Here is a 15,447-nt window from a genome sequence, read left to right as displayed (position 1 = left end):
TGAACACTACAACTTAAACATACGTGCGCTGCGTGGTGGCAAATTGAAAGTGTGATAACGAGAAGTAACCGTTTCTGTTGCAGTGCTCAACACATCTTGGTATTGAATATTCCAGTTAAATTCATGCTGGTAGGTATCTACAGTAACTCCACGAGTTTCACCGCACTTGTTGATACCCACAACCCCTTCTTTACCACGCTTGAATAACAAGGTGCACTGATCGCTCGAAAGCATAGTCATGGTTTTGCCCTGCATCGCATTATGGAAGCTCAACATGCTCTTCATCGTTGAGCTATTCCAAACATTGCCCCAGCGACCGTTATCCTTATCTTCAGAATCAGGAAGATCATCACTGTAGATCAACGGCGTACCGCCATCTTTGCCAAGAATGTAAGCGTAAGCAAGCTGCTCATCTTGTGGATCCATAATTTGGTAACGGAAGCCATCATTAGTTGGAATATCGTGCGTGATCGCAAAAGTAATCGAACGATTGTCATCGAGCGCTTGCCCATAAGCTTTTGGATCATGCAGTTGGTTTAAACTTCCGTTCATAGAGAAGGCCGAGCGAATCGAAGCAAACAGCGGGAAATCGTACGCGGAGTGATTAGTATTGTTTAAATAAGGTGCTAAGAAGGACTCATAGCCACTGTTGCCTGCCCCACCGCTGGTAATCACCTCACCAAACACATGAATGTTCGAGGTAATATCAGACGTGAACACTTGATCGATCTGGTACTGACTCATGTGCTTTACGGCATCAATACGGAACCCTTTGACTCCCATATCTTTTAGAGCTTTTAGGTATAGACGTTGCTGTGAAACCACCCAATTGTTTGGATCCAAATCAGGAAGACCAACATCACCATCTGCGCCACACAAACGCCAATACTGAACGTGACCAGGGTCGTTCCAATCCGAAATACAGCCTGCTGGGTGGAAATCGTTAGCCGAGACAAAACCTTGCGCTAAGTTGCCAAACAAAGTCTGGTCAGCATAGTAGCTTGAGCGGCCGGCATAGTCGTTTAGCACTTCTGTGCCTGGGTAATCCAAGTCACTTCGCTTCCAGCTTTCATTCGCCATGTGGTTGAGTACAACATCAGCGTAAACATCAACACCCACACCTTTGAGTGCAGTGATCATTGCGGCTAAATCTTGCTTGTTCCCCAACGGAGAATCAATGGTGCGCAGATCTTGTGGTTGATAACGTGCCCACCATTGGCTGCCACTGGATTTCATTGCCGGTGCAACCAACACTTTCTTATAGCCAGCTTCGGCTATTTGGTTGGCGTTGGCCGTTACGTCTGAGTACTTCCAGTTGAAAGCGTGCAAAATGGTATCAGCGTAAGTAGCTGAACTGAAAGAACAAGCGGCAAGTGTGGATATGAGTAAGGTATTTATTGGTTTCATAGAACATATCTCTCATTATAAATTCACAAGAATGATATGAGTGGGTGTAATAATTAAAACGTTCGATAAATCAGAGTTGAATTAACGTCACTTTCTGTTGGTGTGGATTTTATAAAATTGAGCGATGGACGATATTATGTGAGATAAAGGCACGTATAACTGAAATGAGAATTAATTGAGTCAAGTTGACTATTACAAGACAAAGACTTTGGTCGGCGCTTCTAAACTAAGTTATGATTCCTTCTCCCTCAACCGATTGATATTTTTATGCCTTCTTTCTCTTTTTCTCAAATCCCTGTTGGGGTTCGATTCATGATTCTCTCCGCTTTTGGATTCGCACTGATGTCAGCTTGTGTGAAATACATTAGCAACTATGGCATACCCGTATTCGAAATCGTTGCAGCTAGGGCGCTGGTGTCGTTGATCATCAGTTATGTCGATGTGAAGCGCAAACGTATTTCGATTTGGGGCAACAACAAACCACTCTTGTTCGTGCGTGGTACTGTCGGTACTGCGGCGCTAATGTGCGTTTACTATGCCGTAACCACATTACCATTAGCAGAGGCGACCATTTTACAATACGTGCACCCCGTATTTACCGCACTACTGGGCGTGTTATTCCTCAAAGAACGCATCCAAAAATCGACCATGATCTGCATTGCATTCTGCCTAGTGGGATTATTGGTAATGGTACAACCGAGCATGAACAGCGGAGCGAGCAGCGAGTTTCCATTATTCAGTATTATGCTGGCATTATGTGGTGCGTTTGGCAGCTCAATCGCCTATGTAATTGTGAGAAAGCTTAGCCAAACTGAAGACAGCTCGGTGATCATCTTCTACTTCCCACTGGTTGCTCTACCAATCTCAACCGTTCTTATCTGGAACGATTTTGTGTGGCCGAGCGTGTTCTTAACATTGATGTTGATTTTAGTAGGGATTTTCACACAGATAGGCCAATACGGCTTAACCAAGGCGATGCAAACCCAAGCAGCAGGCAAGGCTTCGGCTTACTCTTACGTTCAGATCGTATTCTCGGCACTGTTAGGCGTGTGGATATTTAATGAAATTCCATCAGTTTGGACTTACCTAGGTGGTGGGCTGATCGTGACAGGCGCACTAATCAATGTATTTGGTAAACAGTTATTGGTGCCATTTAAAGCTAAATAGCTAGCTGTTTAGCGTTAGACTTATACGCCGTTAGGCAAACAGACAAACAAGTAAAGATTGAAAAAGGGCATTGCGGAGTATTCCACAATGCCCTTTTCTGTAAGTCTTTCCTAGCACCCTTTATTAGACGTTTTATTTTGAACAAACTCGCTCTAACAAACCAAGACAATTAACGAGTTTTATTACGTGGCATTGCGCAGTTTGGGATCATCGCTCAAGTATTCTACGAACTCGATTTCAAAACCAGCTGGATCCACAAAGTAGACGTTTTTGCGATAAGGTTCTTCCGCTCCGGGTTTGGCTATTGGGAAGCCCGCATCGATAAGGCGTTCAATCACACTCTCAATATTATGGGTCACATAAGCGAAGTGAGCGAGACCAACGGAGTGTCCGGCTAAGTCTCTATTTTCACCCTCACCATGGTCACTCAATGCAATATATTGATACTCATCGCCAAAGTGCAACCAGTTACGTGGCTTACCTGACCACTCCCCTTTTCCCTCATCACGGACATACCAATGAGGGAATGCCGCTTTATAGAAAACCAGCATTTATGGGATGTCTTTTACCACTAAGTTCACATGTTCAAGTTGGATCATTCTTCTCTCCTTAAAGTATTCTCGTAAGCAACGTTGTATATCCTAATACCTCAAGTTAAGTTGAGGTAAAGCACTAGTTTGCATTTATTTCGAGAACGTTTTTAGAGCCCAAATTGCCGTACTTCGATAACATACAGACCCTAAGTTTAGACGACCTTCTCTAAGGTGACTTCTTTGGCACCGAGCTTACTAATTCACATGCTTTAAGCTAAGCGACAAACAACCTCATGAATAAATAGAGTCGACTTGTTCGTGCTTCAACGATAAGTCTTGTTGTAGAAAATCCAACAAGTATCGATGTAACTTAGGCTGGTATTGTCTTGAGGGATACAGCGCCCATATGCCAACAGGGTTCACTTGACAGTCTGTTAGCAGAATAGTAAGAGCTCCAGTTTGTGCTTCATTGTCAATAAAAGGCAGAGGTAAACACGCTATACCTTTGCCATTAATCGCTGCATTAAGAAGTATGGAACTATCATTTACAGAGTAGTTACTTGTGACCGTTACATTAATAGGCTGAGCAGATTTAGAACCGGCTTTAGAAACAAACAGCCAATCATTGCCTATTCGTTTGTGGATCAAGCAATTGTGATCGAGTAAATCTTCGGGAGATAAAGGAGCCCCATGTTCCGCTAGGTATTGAGGGGAAGCGCAAACCACCGATGGACAATCAGCCAATTTCTTTCCAATTAAAGATTCGGGCAGGTCATTACTCAACTCGATTGCCATATCAACCCCATGTTTTATCAAATCCAGTGACTGATTCGACAGCGTGAGATCAACTTCTATGTCAGGGTACTTAAGCATGAATTGTTCGATAGCTTGGGCAAGATAACCCTGACCAAACGAAATGCTAGTAACCAGTGAAATTCTTCCTTTAGGTTGAGAGTGCTGTTCTTGGGCTAAGCTATATAGTTGGGCATTCTGCTCTAAAATATTCTGGCAGAAAGGCAATAAATCACGACCGGCGTTAGTGATACCTAAGCTTCTTGTTGAGCGATATAGTAAACATACACCTAAAGACTTTTCCAACGCGGTTATATGCCTAGTCGCCATGGATCGTGACATTCCTAAAGCCTCAGATGCTGCCGTCAGGCTTCCTAGATCGACAGTAGAAACGAAAACTTCCATTGAAATAATTCTATCCATACACCCTCAATAGTTCGATTTATGCAACAATCTATTGACGTATAGCATATATATCAACTTCAAACTAGGTTTTATACTGACCTTCTATTCCAATACCGAGCCCAATGAAATGAAAAAAACAATGGTACTAGTCGCATGCCTCAGTGCAGGTTTAATTCAAAGTAATACACTATTTGCCCACACTCAAAATGCTGAAAACTCAACGGTAGCAATCATTGAGTCTGGTAAACTTATGGGAAGCAACCATGATGGTGTGACTACATTTTATGACGTTCCATATGCGCAAAACCCTTTTACGGCAGAGCGCCGTTTTCAAGCTCCGCAAGCCTACGAAACTTGGAGTGGAATATTAGATGCAACAAAAGCAGGTCAACCCGTTCCACAACCAAGTCGAGGTAAAAACATCACCTTGGTGGGGGCTCCCGGACATCTTACTCTGAACATATGGACACCGACTAACGCCATTGCTGCCAACAACAAGGCATCAAATAAAAAGCTGCCTGTCATGGTGTGGATCCCAGGCGGTGCTTTTATCCGAGAAGACGCAGCAGAGTTGGCTTATGATGGTACAAGCTTTGCGAAGAACAACGTGATCGTTGTAACGATCAATTATCGCGTAGGCGTTGATGGCTTCATGCACCTTGAAGGCACACCGGATAATCGCGGCATTCTTGATCAAATCATGGCTCTTAAATGGGTGCAAAATAACATCGAAGATTTTGGTGGCGACCCTAGCCAAGTGACGGTCGCAGGTCAATCAGCCGGGGCAGAAAGTGTTGCCATTTTATTAGGTACCGAAAAAGCCGAAGGCCTATTCCAAAAAGCCATTATGCAAAGCCCTCCAATGGCATTTTTAACCCAAAAAGAAGCTGATAAAATCACACAAAGCTATACTGAAAAACTGAATATCCCAGCCACCATTGAAGGTTTATCTACAGTCCCATTTCCTGAATTAGTTAAGAACGTTATTGATATGGGCCATACCATACAAGATCGTGACAAATGGGGAATGCTGTCGTGGGGAGGCACCGCATTCTTGCCCGTCGTTGATGGGGATATCATTGTTGAGTCTCCAATGAAAGATCTCGCCAAAGCTTCACCTTCTATTCCCGTCATCGTTGGTAGCACAGATCAAGAATCACGACTCTACTTGGTACCAAGTGGTGCCGTTAACAACACGACCGAAGAAACGAAGTCACTATTATTATCTGACTTGTCATTGGAGGGTTGGCCTGCGGATGTGTATTCAACAGAAGGCAATAGCACGTCTATTGGAGACACGTTTGCCGACATTCAATCTGATTTTACGTTTAGAATGCCAGCACTGCACATTGCTCAACAGTTAACTAAAAACGACAACAATGTTTGGCATTATAATTTTTCTTGGATGTCACCTGCGTTTGATGGTCACTTAGGAGCCGCGCACTTTGTTGACGTACCGTTTGTGTTTAATACCACTAACAACGAACAAGTAAAAACATTTGTCGGCTCACAGCCTCCAGTTGAACTTGTTAATGCCATGCACAATCAATGGCTAACGTTCATCAAGACAAGTAAAGCTGATTGGTCTCATTATAACTTATCAGAACGACCAACAATGCAATTTGATGTTACATCGAAACAGGTCAATGACCCCGAAGACTCCGTACGGAAGTTATGGAAAAACTATCAGTTTTAAGCGGAAAGATCGGATAAAAAACAAAAAGCGAACCACTTAGGTTCGCTTTTCTTTCATCTAGCACGTTTCGTCTTTGCAATACGCGGCGGTTAAGCCACAGATATTATGACTTTGGCTGATTCACCTCTACATCGAGAGATGCTCTGTTCCCTAAACTAAAGAACTTCTTCCATCTAATCGGCATCATTGGAATAACGATGAGGCTGATACCAACCAGTGTCAGAATGTCGGGGATCTCGTCAAACCACATCACGCCAAACAAGGTTACAAACACTAACCCCGAGTATTCTGCGAGCGCAATTTGGTTTGCTGGAGCCTTTTTATACGCCACCACCACCAATGCATGATAACCAAGAACAAATAGATTGATTGCCATGATCCACCCTACATGACGCCATTCAATCGCGGCCCATGCCGGCAATGCAAACGCCAGTGCAAGTGGCAGAGTCATAACACTAGTCCAAAATAAGGTAGAGATAATGTGTTGTTCGGCGTTCAAACGCTTGATCAAAATATTACCAACCCCCATTGCAAGCGCACTGCCTAGCCCTGCAATCGCCGCCCAGTGAAATTGCTCTGGACGCAACACAATTAGCACACCCACGAAGCCTATTAGTGTCGCGGTCACTTTTGATGATGTCGGCCTTTCTTTCAACAACACAATAGACAGAGGAAGCATCAGGATTGGCCCAACATAGAACATCGCGTTCGCTGTCGCCAAGGTAAGGTGTGTAATGGCAATCATCGCACAACCACTACCCACTAATATAAATTGAGCCCGTAAAAAATTGATGCGGCAACCGCCTTGCATGCGAGTTTCTTTAGGGAGCTTTAGCCAAAAAGGAAGCAGTAAAATCACGCTCAATAGCTGGCGGATAAACACATACTGAAATGTGGGAACTTCACCATTAAGTATTTTTAGTGAGACATCGGAAAAAGACGCCAATAAGTTTGCAAATACCAAAAGCAAGATGGCGTGGTTGGTGACTTTATTCATACGGAAACAGAATTACACATTTGTCATACAATTATGGGCGCACATAATACATGAGAATGGAAAATAAGTAAGAACAAAGTTTTCGGATACTTACTACCAAAAACCAAAGGTATTAAACAATAAGTATCCATCCTTTCCAGTTGACTGATAGTCTCCTAAATAGCAACACACATTGGCGTATTTGAAATAGGGTCACGAAACACGCTCGCTTTGAGATCAAAGACGTTACTGAGCATAGTTTCAGTCATCACCTCATCAGGCGACCCTTCTGCGATTAAGCACCCTTTTTCCAAAACCACTAAATGATCGCAGTAACGACTGGCTTGGTTCAGGTCATGCAACACAACAACTACCGTTTTTCCTTTGGCATTCATCTGTTGCATCAGGTTCATTAACTCCACTTGATGAGACATATCAAGGTATGTAGTCGGTTCATCCAACATCACTACGTCCGTATCTTGTGCAATTACCATCGCAATCCATGCTCTTTGACGCTGGCCACCAGACAAAGACTCAACTGGCTTATCAGCAAACTCAAGTACACCTGTATCTCGCATTGCTTGTTCGACAATCTTTTGATCGTCCTGCCCTAGCCTTCCCCAATGAGAGACATAAGGCGAACGGCCATATTCGACCAATTTTCTTACCGTGATCCCCTCAGGACTAACCAAGATTTGCGGAAGAAGTGACAACGAACGAGCAAGCGCTTTATCGCCATAACTCGACAGTGGTTTGTCTTCAAACAACACCTCTCCAGCCACTGGCTTGTTAATTCTGACTAACGTCTTTAACAAGGTAGATTTACCGCACCCGTTAGGTCCTATCAATGCGGTGATTTTTCCCTTAGGGATAGAAACAGACAGGTTCGGTATGATCGTTTGTTTGCCGTACGCGACGGAAAGATTCTGCGTTTTAAGCATGGTTACCAACCTCGATAACGATAGAGAAGAAAGATGAAATATGGCGCGCCAATCAAAGACGTGAGAACCCCTGCTGGCAATTCAATGGGTGGTTGTAGACCTCTGGCCAACCCATCAGCGCTGGTAACCAGAATTGCCCCCACCAGTACAGATGCTGGGATTAACAACTTATGATTATGCCCAAACAACAAGCGGGCTAAGTGAGGTGCCAATAAACTCACAAAACTGATCGTTCCTGCAACAGAAACGCTAACACTGGCAAGCAATACAGCAGCCAATAACGCAAGAGCCTGAATCTGTTTTGGCTTAGTACCCAATGTGGTCGCACTTTCCTCGCCAAGCCCCATCACATCTAATCGCCAAGCAAGCCACAATGCCATAGGTAACAACAAGAGCAGCACACTCCAAATAAAGGGAACTTGCTGCCAGTTTCGTCCCCAAAGGCTGCCAGTTAACCACACCATGGCCGTGTTGATCTCGATCGGATTGGTGACCAGTAAGAAGTCGATACAACTGGCCAGAAACGCACTCACCGCAATACCAATCAGCGCCAATTTGGCGGGTGTTGGTCTTGACCACCATGCCAATACCGCAATCAGCCCAGCAGCCAATACCCCACCGAACATCGCCACAACCGGAAGCACACTGACTGGTGCATTGGGGAACCAAACTAAACTCGCTGTCGCAGCAAGGCCAGCCCCAGCGCTAATACCCATAAGGTCAGGCGATGCTAACGGATTACGTATCACGCCTTGCACTAATACCCCAGAAAGCCCTAACCCTGCGCCCACGCTTATCGCGAGCAACATACGTGGTAGCCGATACTGATGGATAACAAAGTCGTCACTGGAAAACGCGACCAAATGTTCGATGACTTGAGGAATAGAAAGTGACGCTGCACCGACAAACAAACCCACAGATGCCACTAATATGAGAATCCCAGATAACAAAACTATCTTAGTGTGATGGTGCATTAAGATCTCCTCGTCGCAATCAAAATAAAACAAGGTGTCCCGAGCAAAGCAGTAATAACACCAACGGGGGTTTCAGTAGGGAAAGCAATCGCTCGTGATAATGCATCTGACCAAGAGACTAATGCTGCGCCTGCCAATGCGGAAATAGGAATCAGTAAATGGTAATTGTGACCAACCATAGGTCGAACTAAATGAGGCACTAACAAACCAACAAAGCCAATTGGCCCTGCGATAGCGACGCTTGCTCCGGCAAGCAACACGATCGTCAGTCCACTAACGAGACGAGTAAACCTGATGTTACTGCCCAACCCCACTGCAACCTCTTCACCAAACGCCAATAAGTTGAGATTACGAGCAAGACTCATTGCTAACACCAAACCAATCACTACAGGCGGCCAAAGCTGTTGCCATTGCCCATCATCCACACTAGACAGAGAGCCAGTAAGCCAATGCAAGACGCTATAAGCCATATCGTCAGCAAGAATCAGCGCTGCTCGTGTCAGTCCGAGCAATAACGCCGTAATGGCGATCCCCGCGAGAACTAAACGTAACGGATGAGAACGTGCGGAGAAAAAACCGCCTAGAAGCATTACGGCACCGCCGCTTAGCAATGCACCAAGAACCGCATTAAGGATTGGATTTAGCTCGCTAACCACAGGTATGCCTATTGCAGCTAACGCCATAAAACAGGCCGCGCCTGCGTTAATACCAAGAATCGACGGAGACGCGAGTGGATTACGCGTCAAGCCTTGCATCAATAACCCAGCGACAGCCAAACTCGCACCAATAAACAACCCTGCGTAAGCTCTTGGCGCTCTTAGCGTCGCCAATATTTGATGAGTCATACTGCTTTCATCAAACGCAAACCAGTAGTGAATTAAGTCACTCAATGTTAAAGAAAAATTAGACCACCCGGTCATAGAGGCCGCGTAACCAGAAAGTGCCAAACACGACACTAATCCGGTAAATAACGTGACTCGCCACGACAATATTGGCCAGAATCGCTTACTTTTAGAGAACAACATCGTACTCATGATGGATCCAAGATCTGCTCAAGATTTTTCGCCATTTTTTCTGCCGCTAACATGCCTCGATTCAGTGACCAAAGTGCTGGTGACACTTCTACAACTTGCTTACTTTTTACAGAGGTTAGTACATTGAATAACGGATTTTCCTGCCAATCATCAACAATATTTGGATGAGAGTAAGCACCAAGGAGCAACCAATCCGGATTGGTTTTCAACAACAACTCAAAGCTGGTTGGTAAATATGCCTTCTCTGTTGGTTTCACAATAGGGCTCGCAATGCCTAATGTGGTCAGCACGCCCCCTGCGTAAGATGCGGGGCTATGTAACCACATACCTTTATCCGACACGACAGCGAATTGGACGGTTTGTTTGAGCGAGAAATGACTTTTGAATTCAGCCATGGCGTGTTGATGCTGTTGAATTCGTTGTTCCATTGACGATTGTTTATCGAGAGCGATGCCAATCTTGAGCGCAGACTCCAAATTCTCTTGATAAGTCTCACCACGGCTTTTAAGCAGTAGAGTTGGTGCGATGCGTTGTAGATCTTGATAGACCGTACGATGACGCTCTGCATCGGCAATGATCAGATCTGGCTTTAATACCGCAATGGCTTCTAGGCTAGGCTGAGAACGCATGCCAACCGATTCCCAAGGTTGAACCAATTCACGTACCGCCGGAATCACTCTTGAAGCATCATTGTCATCGGCAACACCAACAGGAGAAACACCCACCGCAGCGAGTGCATCTACAAATGAAAACTCCAACACCACAATACGTTGCGGGGTAGTCGCTATCTCAAACTGGCCTTGCTCATCTTGGATCGTTCTCGTTTTTGCCGAGCTTGAAAATGAGAACAAGCTTAAAATCAGCAAAGCTAAGGTTATCGCTATCCTGCTGCATAAAAACGGCCTATTAAATGACAGCAGCCCGTTCGACAGCATCAATTGATTCGAAAACAAAAGGCGAGAGCTGTTTTCCATATTTAATTTTCCTTAAACTCTAGAACCGTGAAAGCCGCCAAGAGTATTGACGACTTTTATTCGTTATTACTTTCAATAAATTACGTATTAGAACTGATAATTCAGATCCAAAGTGTAAGAACGTCCTGGGGCTGGATAACGACCAACTGGGCTGGTATCAATACCGCGGAAGTAATAGTCCTCATCAAACAAGTTGTTCACCGCAAGGTTCATGCGCAGCTTACTGTTTTCATCCTTGTACAAGTCCGAACCTAGGTTAAAGTTCCAGACCATGTAGGCAGGCACTTTACCTGTCGCGCCCGTTGCATCTTCGGCACTTGTATTCGCATTATCAGAATAAGATTCGCTAAAGTAGTAACCAGATAAAGTAGTATCTACCTTGCTAAAGGCGTAAGTCGCATCCCAACTAAATTGATGTTTAGACGTATAAGGAAGTTGATTACCTTTGTTTGCGCCCTCTTCCTCGATAGTTGCATCTAAGTAGTTATAACCAGCGCCCAAACTCAACGCTTGCATCGCTTGAGGCACGTAACGACCTGAAAGTTCAACACCTTGGTGAAGGGTTTTACCAATGTTGTCGAAAGTTTGAGTAGCACTTTGCCATTGCAGCTGATCTTCAAAATCAATGCGGTAGAGTGCGATGTTAAAGCTGGTTGAATCTTGGTTGTAGCGCGCACCCAACTCATAGTTCCATGCTAGTTCACTGCCCTCTTCTCCTAGACCTCGAATGTAAGCAATCTGTGGTGCACGCAAAGATTTCTGCGCATTGGTGTAAACCACCCACTGTTCTGTCAAGTGGTATGCTACAGTTAAGCCCGGTAGCCATTCCGTCACTTTGTTGTCTGTGCTCTGTGCTGTACCCAGGTCATCAAACGTCATATCAATCGATTCGTAACGAATACCCGGAGTGACTTTCAGTACATCATTGAACAGGCCGATTTCGTTACTGATGTAACCAGCAAAAGCGTCAGTATCAAGATGCCAGTCGCGTGGGATTGTGGTTACTCCACTAGAAATTGATGTTTGAGTGAGCTTGTAATCGATATCTTCGTTGACGTAGCGTGCCCCAACAATCACGTTTTGCGTTACCGTATTTCCGTCAAAGTACATCGCGAGTTTAGGTTCAACACCATAAACAGCAAATTCACGTGGTGACGTACGAATATCGGTTGACGGTAATGCCGGATCCGCCCAGTGACCACCAGCACTGTTAAAGCCCCATTGGAAGAAACGCTCAGAACGGTGGCCAAACGTCAGTATTTCTAATTCAGCACTATCTGCAAGATTCAAGTCATGTAAATACTTCAGGCTCCAACGCGTTGAAGTGCCTTGATATTCATCGTACGGGCGCTTCGACTGAGTACGATCTTTGTCATAATCATCTGGCGATAAAGCACCGGGCATTTGCGTATCTGCATCATAACGCTGCACGAAAGCTTGCAGCTCTTGAGTATCACTCAGTAACCACTGCAACTTCGCTTGGAAGTTTTTGACATCGGTGTCGGAGTGTTCACGGAAGCTTTCACCTTTTAAGAAGTTCCCCTCAACTTGAAGTGCTAGCGTATCGGTTAACCAACCGCCCGTGCGCAGATAAAAGTCGTTGAGCGGCGTATCGCCATCCTCGAATACAGTAAAGCGATTACTTATTTCCGTTTGCCATTCGTGTGGAATAGGCTTAGTCACCAAGTTGATCACACCACCCACGTTGTTTGGCCCGTACTGCACAGCAGCACCATCACGTACGATATCAATTCGGTCAAGCATCGACAGAGTGGCAGGAAAAATAGATTGTCCGGTATGACCATAAGGTGCAAGAGTCAGTGGTACACCGTCCATTAGAAATTGAGCATGCCCACTGCGACTCGCATTCAAACCACGTACTGACACGTTAGGTAGAACACCTGTACCCGTTTCGTCTTGAACTTTCACCCCAGGAACGCTTTGAAAAGCAGAATCGATCGATAGTGCTGCAGTCTTTTTAATTTGCTTATCGGTAAGAACGGTACGAGCTCCCGGATACTCTTTCACATCCTCAAGTTCTGAATTACCTATCAAGCTGCCAGTCACGACAACCGTTTCCATGGTCGTCGTTTGCGGATCTGATGCAGCAAACACGCTCATGGAAGTCACTGAAGCGATGGCCATTGCAAGGGCACTTAGACGCAACTTTTTATGTGGTTGAGTACAGGATTTACCATCCAAATTCTGGTAACGCATGAAAATCTCCTAAGTAGGCAGGTTAAGATCAAAGGCCGTGTTTTCAGTTATATCGACGCTTTGATCCTATGGGCTAAACGGCCCCAAAATGAGGCCAACTGTTCACTCATTCGTAGCGAGTAAATCAATCGTTTTTAGAGTCGAAATAGCTCTTAGAAATGAACTAACTCCTAGAAATGAATTCGCTCTTAGAACTGAATTGGCTTTTAAAACTGATAGCCATAGCTGAGCATAAATTCGGCTGGCGCTCCGTAACCAATCTGGTTAGTACCTGACGTACCGTTAGTTGCGCCCAGAATGTATTCCTCATTAAGCACGTTGTAAGCGTTCGCTTGAACTTTGTGACGACCCGTGGTGTACGCAGCCATCAAGTCAACCGTGGTGTAGTCACCCAGCGCTACAGCTTCATCATTACCTGCGTATCGGTCACCTACGTATTTCACGCCACCACCTAAACGCCAGTTATCGTCTAGCTGATAAGTGCTCCAAAGAGAAAACAGGTGATCAGACACATCGTTCGGCTTTTTGCCTGTCTCTTTGTTTTCTGCATCGAGGTAGCTATAGCCCACCGAAATATCCCACTGCTCAGTAAATTGACCGCGAGCTTCTAGCTCAATACCTTGGTGGCGAGCTTCGATCTTGTTAACAACGTCTCCGTCTATATTCGTTTCTGGTTGCTCTTGATCAATTTGGAAGACCGCGGCATTTAGCATCAAGGCGCTATCTAACAAGTAAGCTTTTGCACCCACTTCTTTTAGATCGGTATGGAAGAATTCAGCCAATTTAGGATTGATATAAATACCGGAGTAAGGCAATTGCCATGAACGAGCTAAGCTCGCGTACACTGACATATCATTGTTGAGACGGTAGACCAAACCACCGCGGTAGCTCACTTTGTCATCGTTTAGATTCTCTTTTACTGAGCCCGCTTTTTGCTGTTCAAGCTCCATCGAGTCGTAACGCACATTGCCGATCACAGAAAGGTCACCAAAGGTATAAACGTCTTGAATATAAACGCCAGTGGTCGTTGTCGTGTTATCACGGAAAGGTTTGAAGCCCGGATCAGGTGTTGGGCCTGTTACAGGGTTATAGATGTCTTGTGAAGGTAGGGTTTGATCGCTAGCTAGAGTGAGATCGATATTGATCTGGTTGTAATCGGCACCAATCATCATTTGGTTAGAGTTAGTTTCCCAAACCAACTCAGACTGTAGTGTTGTCGTGGTACGAGGATCATAGCCGAAGTTGTTCACGGTTTGAGATACTTGGTCCCCTGTTACCGTGCCTTGACGCGTACCTTTTTGTTCAAGCTCAATATGGTTGTATGCTGCGCGGTTTGTCCATGCCCATTCACTGTTCAAAAGCCATTCATAATTAACACCAACACGAATACTGTCTGACTCTTGATAGTCATTCCTACCGCCATAAAACGTGCTTTCAGAGACATCGACAGGCTTACCATTTTTAGATGGAACCCCACGATATGGCACTAGCTCTTGGTGAGCATATTCGACATCAAGATCTATGGTATGCCCCTCAGAAGGTAATACACGAATGGTGGGTGCGATAAAGAAATCACTAGAATCGACATGGTCTACATAAGAATCCGACTGTCGACTTTCCACGTTGATACGACCACTGACTTTGTCAGTAAACGCCATCGAGCTGTCGACCTGACCAACAAACAGATTATTGCTGCCGACACTGCCATTGACGTGTGTGAAATTATCACCGTTAGCACGCTTGGTGACCAAGTTGATGATACCGCCTGCTGAGCCTCGGCCATAAAGTGCGCCTGCAGGGCCTTTTACCACTTCGACACGTTCTATATTCGCTAGACTTCGGTACGATTGCAGAGTCCCGTCATCACGCATACCATCACGGTACATGTCGTAGAGTGCATCAAAACCACGAATCACAAATTGGTCTCGGCTCCCCTCACCCAAGGTATTGTTAACCCCGGCAACACCATCAAGAGCATCCACCAAACGTACAGCACCGCGGTCTTGCATTTCCGTCTTTGTGACCACCGATACTGCTTGCGGTACATCCAACCATTCGACATCGGTTTTGGTACCCGATTGCGGCATGTGCTCCGCGTAACCTTCGTACTGATGACCAATAACTTGTAGGGTTTCATCCGTCATTATTTCTTCTGCAGCCATTACATTCGACACGGTAACTACTGCGGTTAATGCACCTCCAATAGCCAAAGCGAGAGGGGACAAGGCCAATCTAATGTTCATCATCTAATTCCGTTTTAGTTTATAAAATCACAACAGATGCGAATAAAAACAAATATCATTTATATTTGCAATATATATTTTTTGATCT

At 45.0% G+C, this 15,447-nt stretch carries 12 protein-coding genes; 2 read left to right on the top strand and 10 right to left on the bottom strand.

Annotated features, from left to right (window positions below):
* Positions 1-6: 6 nt before the first annotated feature.
* Positions 7-1,407, bottom strand: coding sequence for an alpha-amylase family protein (locus SJY39_RS17270; RefSeq protein WP_016784216.1), 1,401 nt, complete (start codon positions 1,405-1,407; stop codon positions 7-9).
* Between the two features lie 267 nt (positions 1,408-1,674).
* Here SJY39_RS17270 and SJY39_RS17265 point away from each other — a divergent pair, with 267 nt between their 5' ends.
* Positions 1,675-2,574 carry a DMT family transporter gene (locus tag SJY39_RS17265; protein ID WP_016793067.1) on the top strand — a complete coding sequence of 300 codons (900 nt, stop codon included), beginning with the start codon at positions 1,675-1,677 and terminating at the stop codon, positions 2,572-2,574.
* Positions 2,575-2,756: 182 nt separating this feature from the next.
* Here the strand turns inward: SJY39_RS17265 and SJY39_RS17260 are convergent, their stop codons facing one another.
* Both SJY39_RS17260 and SJY39_RS17255 read right to left on the bottom strand, forming a co-directional pair.
* Complete coding sequence (locus tag SJY39_RS17260; RefSeq protein ID WP_372275211.1) at positions 2,757-3,125, bottom strand: VOC family protein; 369 nt, start codon at positions 3,123-3,125, stop codon at positions 2,757-2,759.
* A gap of 273 nt (positions 3,126-3,398) precedes the next feature.
* Complete coding sequence (locus tag SJY39_RS17255) at positions 3,399-4,322, bottom strand: LysR family transcriptional regulator (protein ID WP_016789641.1); 924 nt, start codon at positions 4,320-4,322, stop codon at positions 3,399-3,401.
* Positions 4,323-4,443: 121 nt separating this feature from the next.
* Between SJY39_RS17255 and SJY39_RS17250 the strand changes: the two genes are divergently transcribed.
* A complete protein-coding gene (locus SJY39_RS17250) occupies positions 4,444-6,000 on the top strand; it encodes a carboxylesterase/lipase family protein (RefSeq protein ID WP_016793068.1) in 1,557 nt (518 codons plus the stop codon).
* Between the two features lie 103 nt (positions 6,001-6,103).
* On the opposite strand, the gene SJY39_RS17245 is transcribed toward SJY39_RS17250, so the two are convergent.
* The 7 genes from SJY39_RS17245 to SJY39_RS17215 all read right to left on the bottom strand — a co-directional run bounded on the left by SJY39_RS17245 (position 6,104) and on the right by SJY39_RS17215 (position 15,359).
* Positions 6,104-6,997 (bottom strand): DMT family transporter, encoded by an 894-nt coding sequence (locus SJY39_RS17245; protein WP_010430612.1) that lies wholly within the window; start codon positions 6,995-6,997, stop codon positions 6,104-6,106.
* A gap of 155 nt (positions 6,998-7,152) precedes the next feature.
* A complete protein-coding gene (gene fecE, locus SJY39_RS17240; RefSeq protein WP_016788055.1) occupies positions 7,153-7,917 on the bottom strand; it encodes a Fe(3+) dicitrate ABC transporter ATP-binding protein FecE in 765 nt (254 codons plus the stop codon).
* 2 nt (positions 7,918-7,919) lie between these two features.
* Positions 7,920-8,891 (bottom strand): iron ABC transporter permease, encoded by a 972-nt coding sequence (locus tag SJY39_RS17235; RefSeq protein WP_016788056.1) that lies wholly within the window; start codon positions 8,889-8,891, stop codon positions 7,920-7,922.
* Positions 8,891-9,925 carry an iron ABC transporter permease gene (locus SJY39_RS17230; RefSeq protein ID WP_016793070.1) on the bottom strand — a complete coding sequence of 345 codons (1,035 nt, stop codon included), beginning with the start codon at positions 9,923-9,925 and terminating at the stop codon, positions 8,891-8,893. The genes SJY39_RS17235 and SJY39_RS17230 overlap by 1 nt, the downstream gene beginning before the upstream one ends.
* Positions 9,922-10,899, bottom strand: coding sequence for a Fe(3+) dicitrate ABC transporter substrate-binding protein (locus tag SJY39_RS17225; RefSeq protein WP_010430638.1), 978 nt, complete (start codon positions 10,897-10,899; stop codon positions 9,922-9,924). Before SJY39_RS17225 ends, SJY39_RS17230 begins: the two co-directional genes overlap by 4 nt.
* An 87-nt stretch (positions 10,900-10,986) precedes the next feature.
* On the bottom strand, positions 10,987-13,116 hold the full coding sequence (locus tag SJY39_RS17220; RefSeq protein ID WP_372275209.1) for a TonB-dependent receptor family protein: 2,130 nt from the start codon (positions 13,114-13,116) through the stop codon (positions 10,987-10,989).
* 206 nt (positions 13,117-13,322) lie between these two features.
* Entirely contained in the window at positions 13,323-15,359 is a 2,037-nt protein-coding gene (locus SJY39_RS17215) for a TonB-dependent siderophore receptor (RefSeq protein WP_016793072.1), read from the bottom strand.
* Positions 15,360-15,447 lie beyond the last annotated feature (88 nt).

The organism is Vibrio sp. R78045 (assembly GCF_042466085.1).
Lineage (GTDB): Bacteria > Pseudomonadota > Gammaproteobacteria > Enterobacterales > Vibrionaceae > Vibrio > Vibrio cyclitrophicus.
The sequence above is the reverse complement of the archived record's forward strand: the minus strand, read 5'-3'. Positions and strand labels throughout refer to the sequence as shown.

What these genes read in the sequence shown, in the direction of transcription:
- SJY39_RS17270 (WP_016784216.1), bottom strand. Translation starts at nt 1,407, where the DNA reads ATGAAACCAATAAATACCTTACTCATATCCACACTTGCCGCTTGTTCT.
- SJY39_RS17265 (WP_016793067.1), top strand. Translation starts at nt 1,675, where the DNA reads ATGCCTTCTTTCTCTTTTTCTCAAATCCCTGTTGGGGTTCGATTCATG.
- SJY39_RS17260 (WP_372275211.1), bottom strand. Translation starts at nt 3,125, where the DNA reads ATGCTGGTTTTCTATAAAGCGGCATTCCCTCATTGGTATGTCCGTGAT.
- SJY39_RS17255 (WP_016789641.1), bottom strand. Translation starts at nt 4,322, where the DNA reads ATGGATAGAATTATTTCAATGGAAGTTTTCGTTTCTACTGTCGATCTA.
- SJY39_RS17250 (WP_016793068.1), top strand. Translation starts at nt 4,444, where the DNA reads ATGGTACTAGTCGCATGCCTCAGTGCAGGTTTAATTCAAAGTAATACA.
- SJY39_RS17245 (WP_010430612.1), bottom strand. Translation starts at nt 6,997, where the DNA reads ATGAATAAAGTCACCAACCACGCCATCTTGCTTTTGGTATTTGCAAAC.
- fecE (WP_016788055.1), bottom strand. Translation starts at nt 7,917, where the DNA reads ATGCTTAAAACGCAGAATCTTTCCGTCGCGTACGGCAAACAAACGATC.
- SJY39_RS17235 (WP_016788056.1), bottom strand. Translation starts at nt 8,891, where the DNA reads ATGCACCATCACACTAAGATAGTTTTGTTATCTGGGATTCTCATATTA.
- SJY39_RS17230 (WP_016793070.1), bottom strand. Translation starts at nt 9,925, where the DNA reads ATGAGTACGATGTTGTTCTCTAAAAGTAAGCGATTCTGGCCAATATTG.
- SJY39_RS17225 (WP_010430638.1), bottom strand. Translation starts at nt 10,899, where the DNA reads ATGGAAAACAGCTCTCGCCTTTTGTTTTCGAATCAATTGATGCTGTCG.
- SJY39_RS17220 (WP_372275209.1), bottom strand. Translation starts at nt 13,116, where the DNA reads ATGCGTTACCAGAATTTGGATGGTAAATCCTGTACTCAACCACATAAA.
- SJY39_RS17215 (WP_016793072.1), bottom strand. Translation starts at nt 15,359, where the DNA reads ATGAACATTAGATTGGCCTTGTCCCCTCTCGCTTTGGCTATTGGAGGT.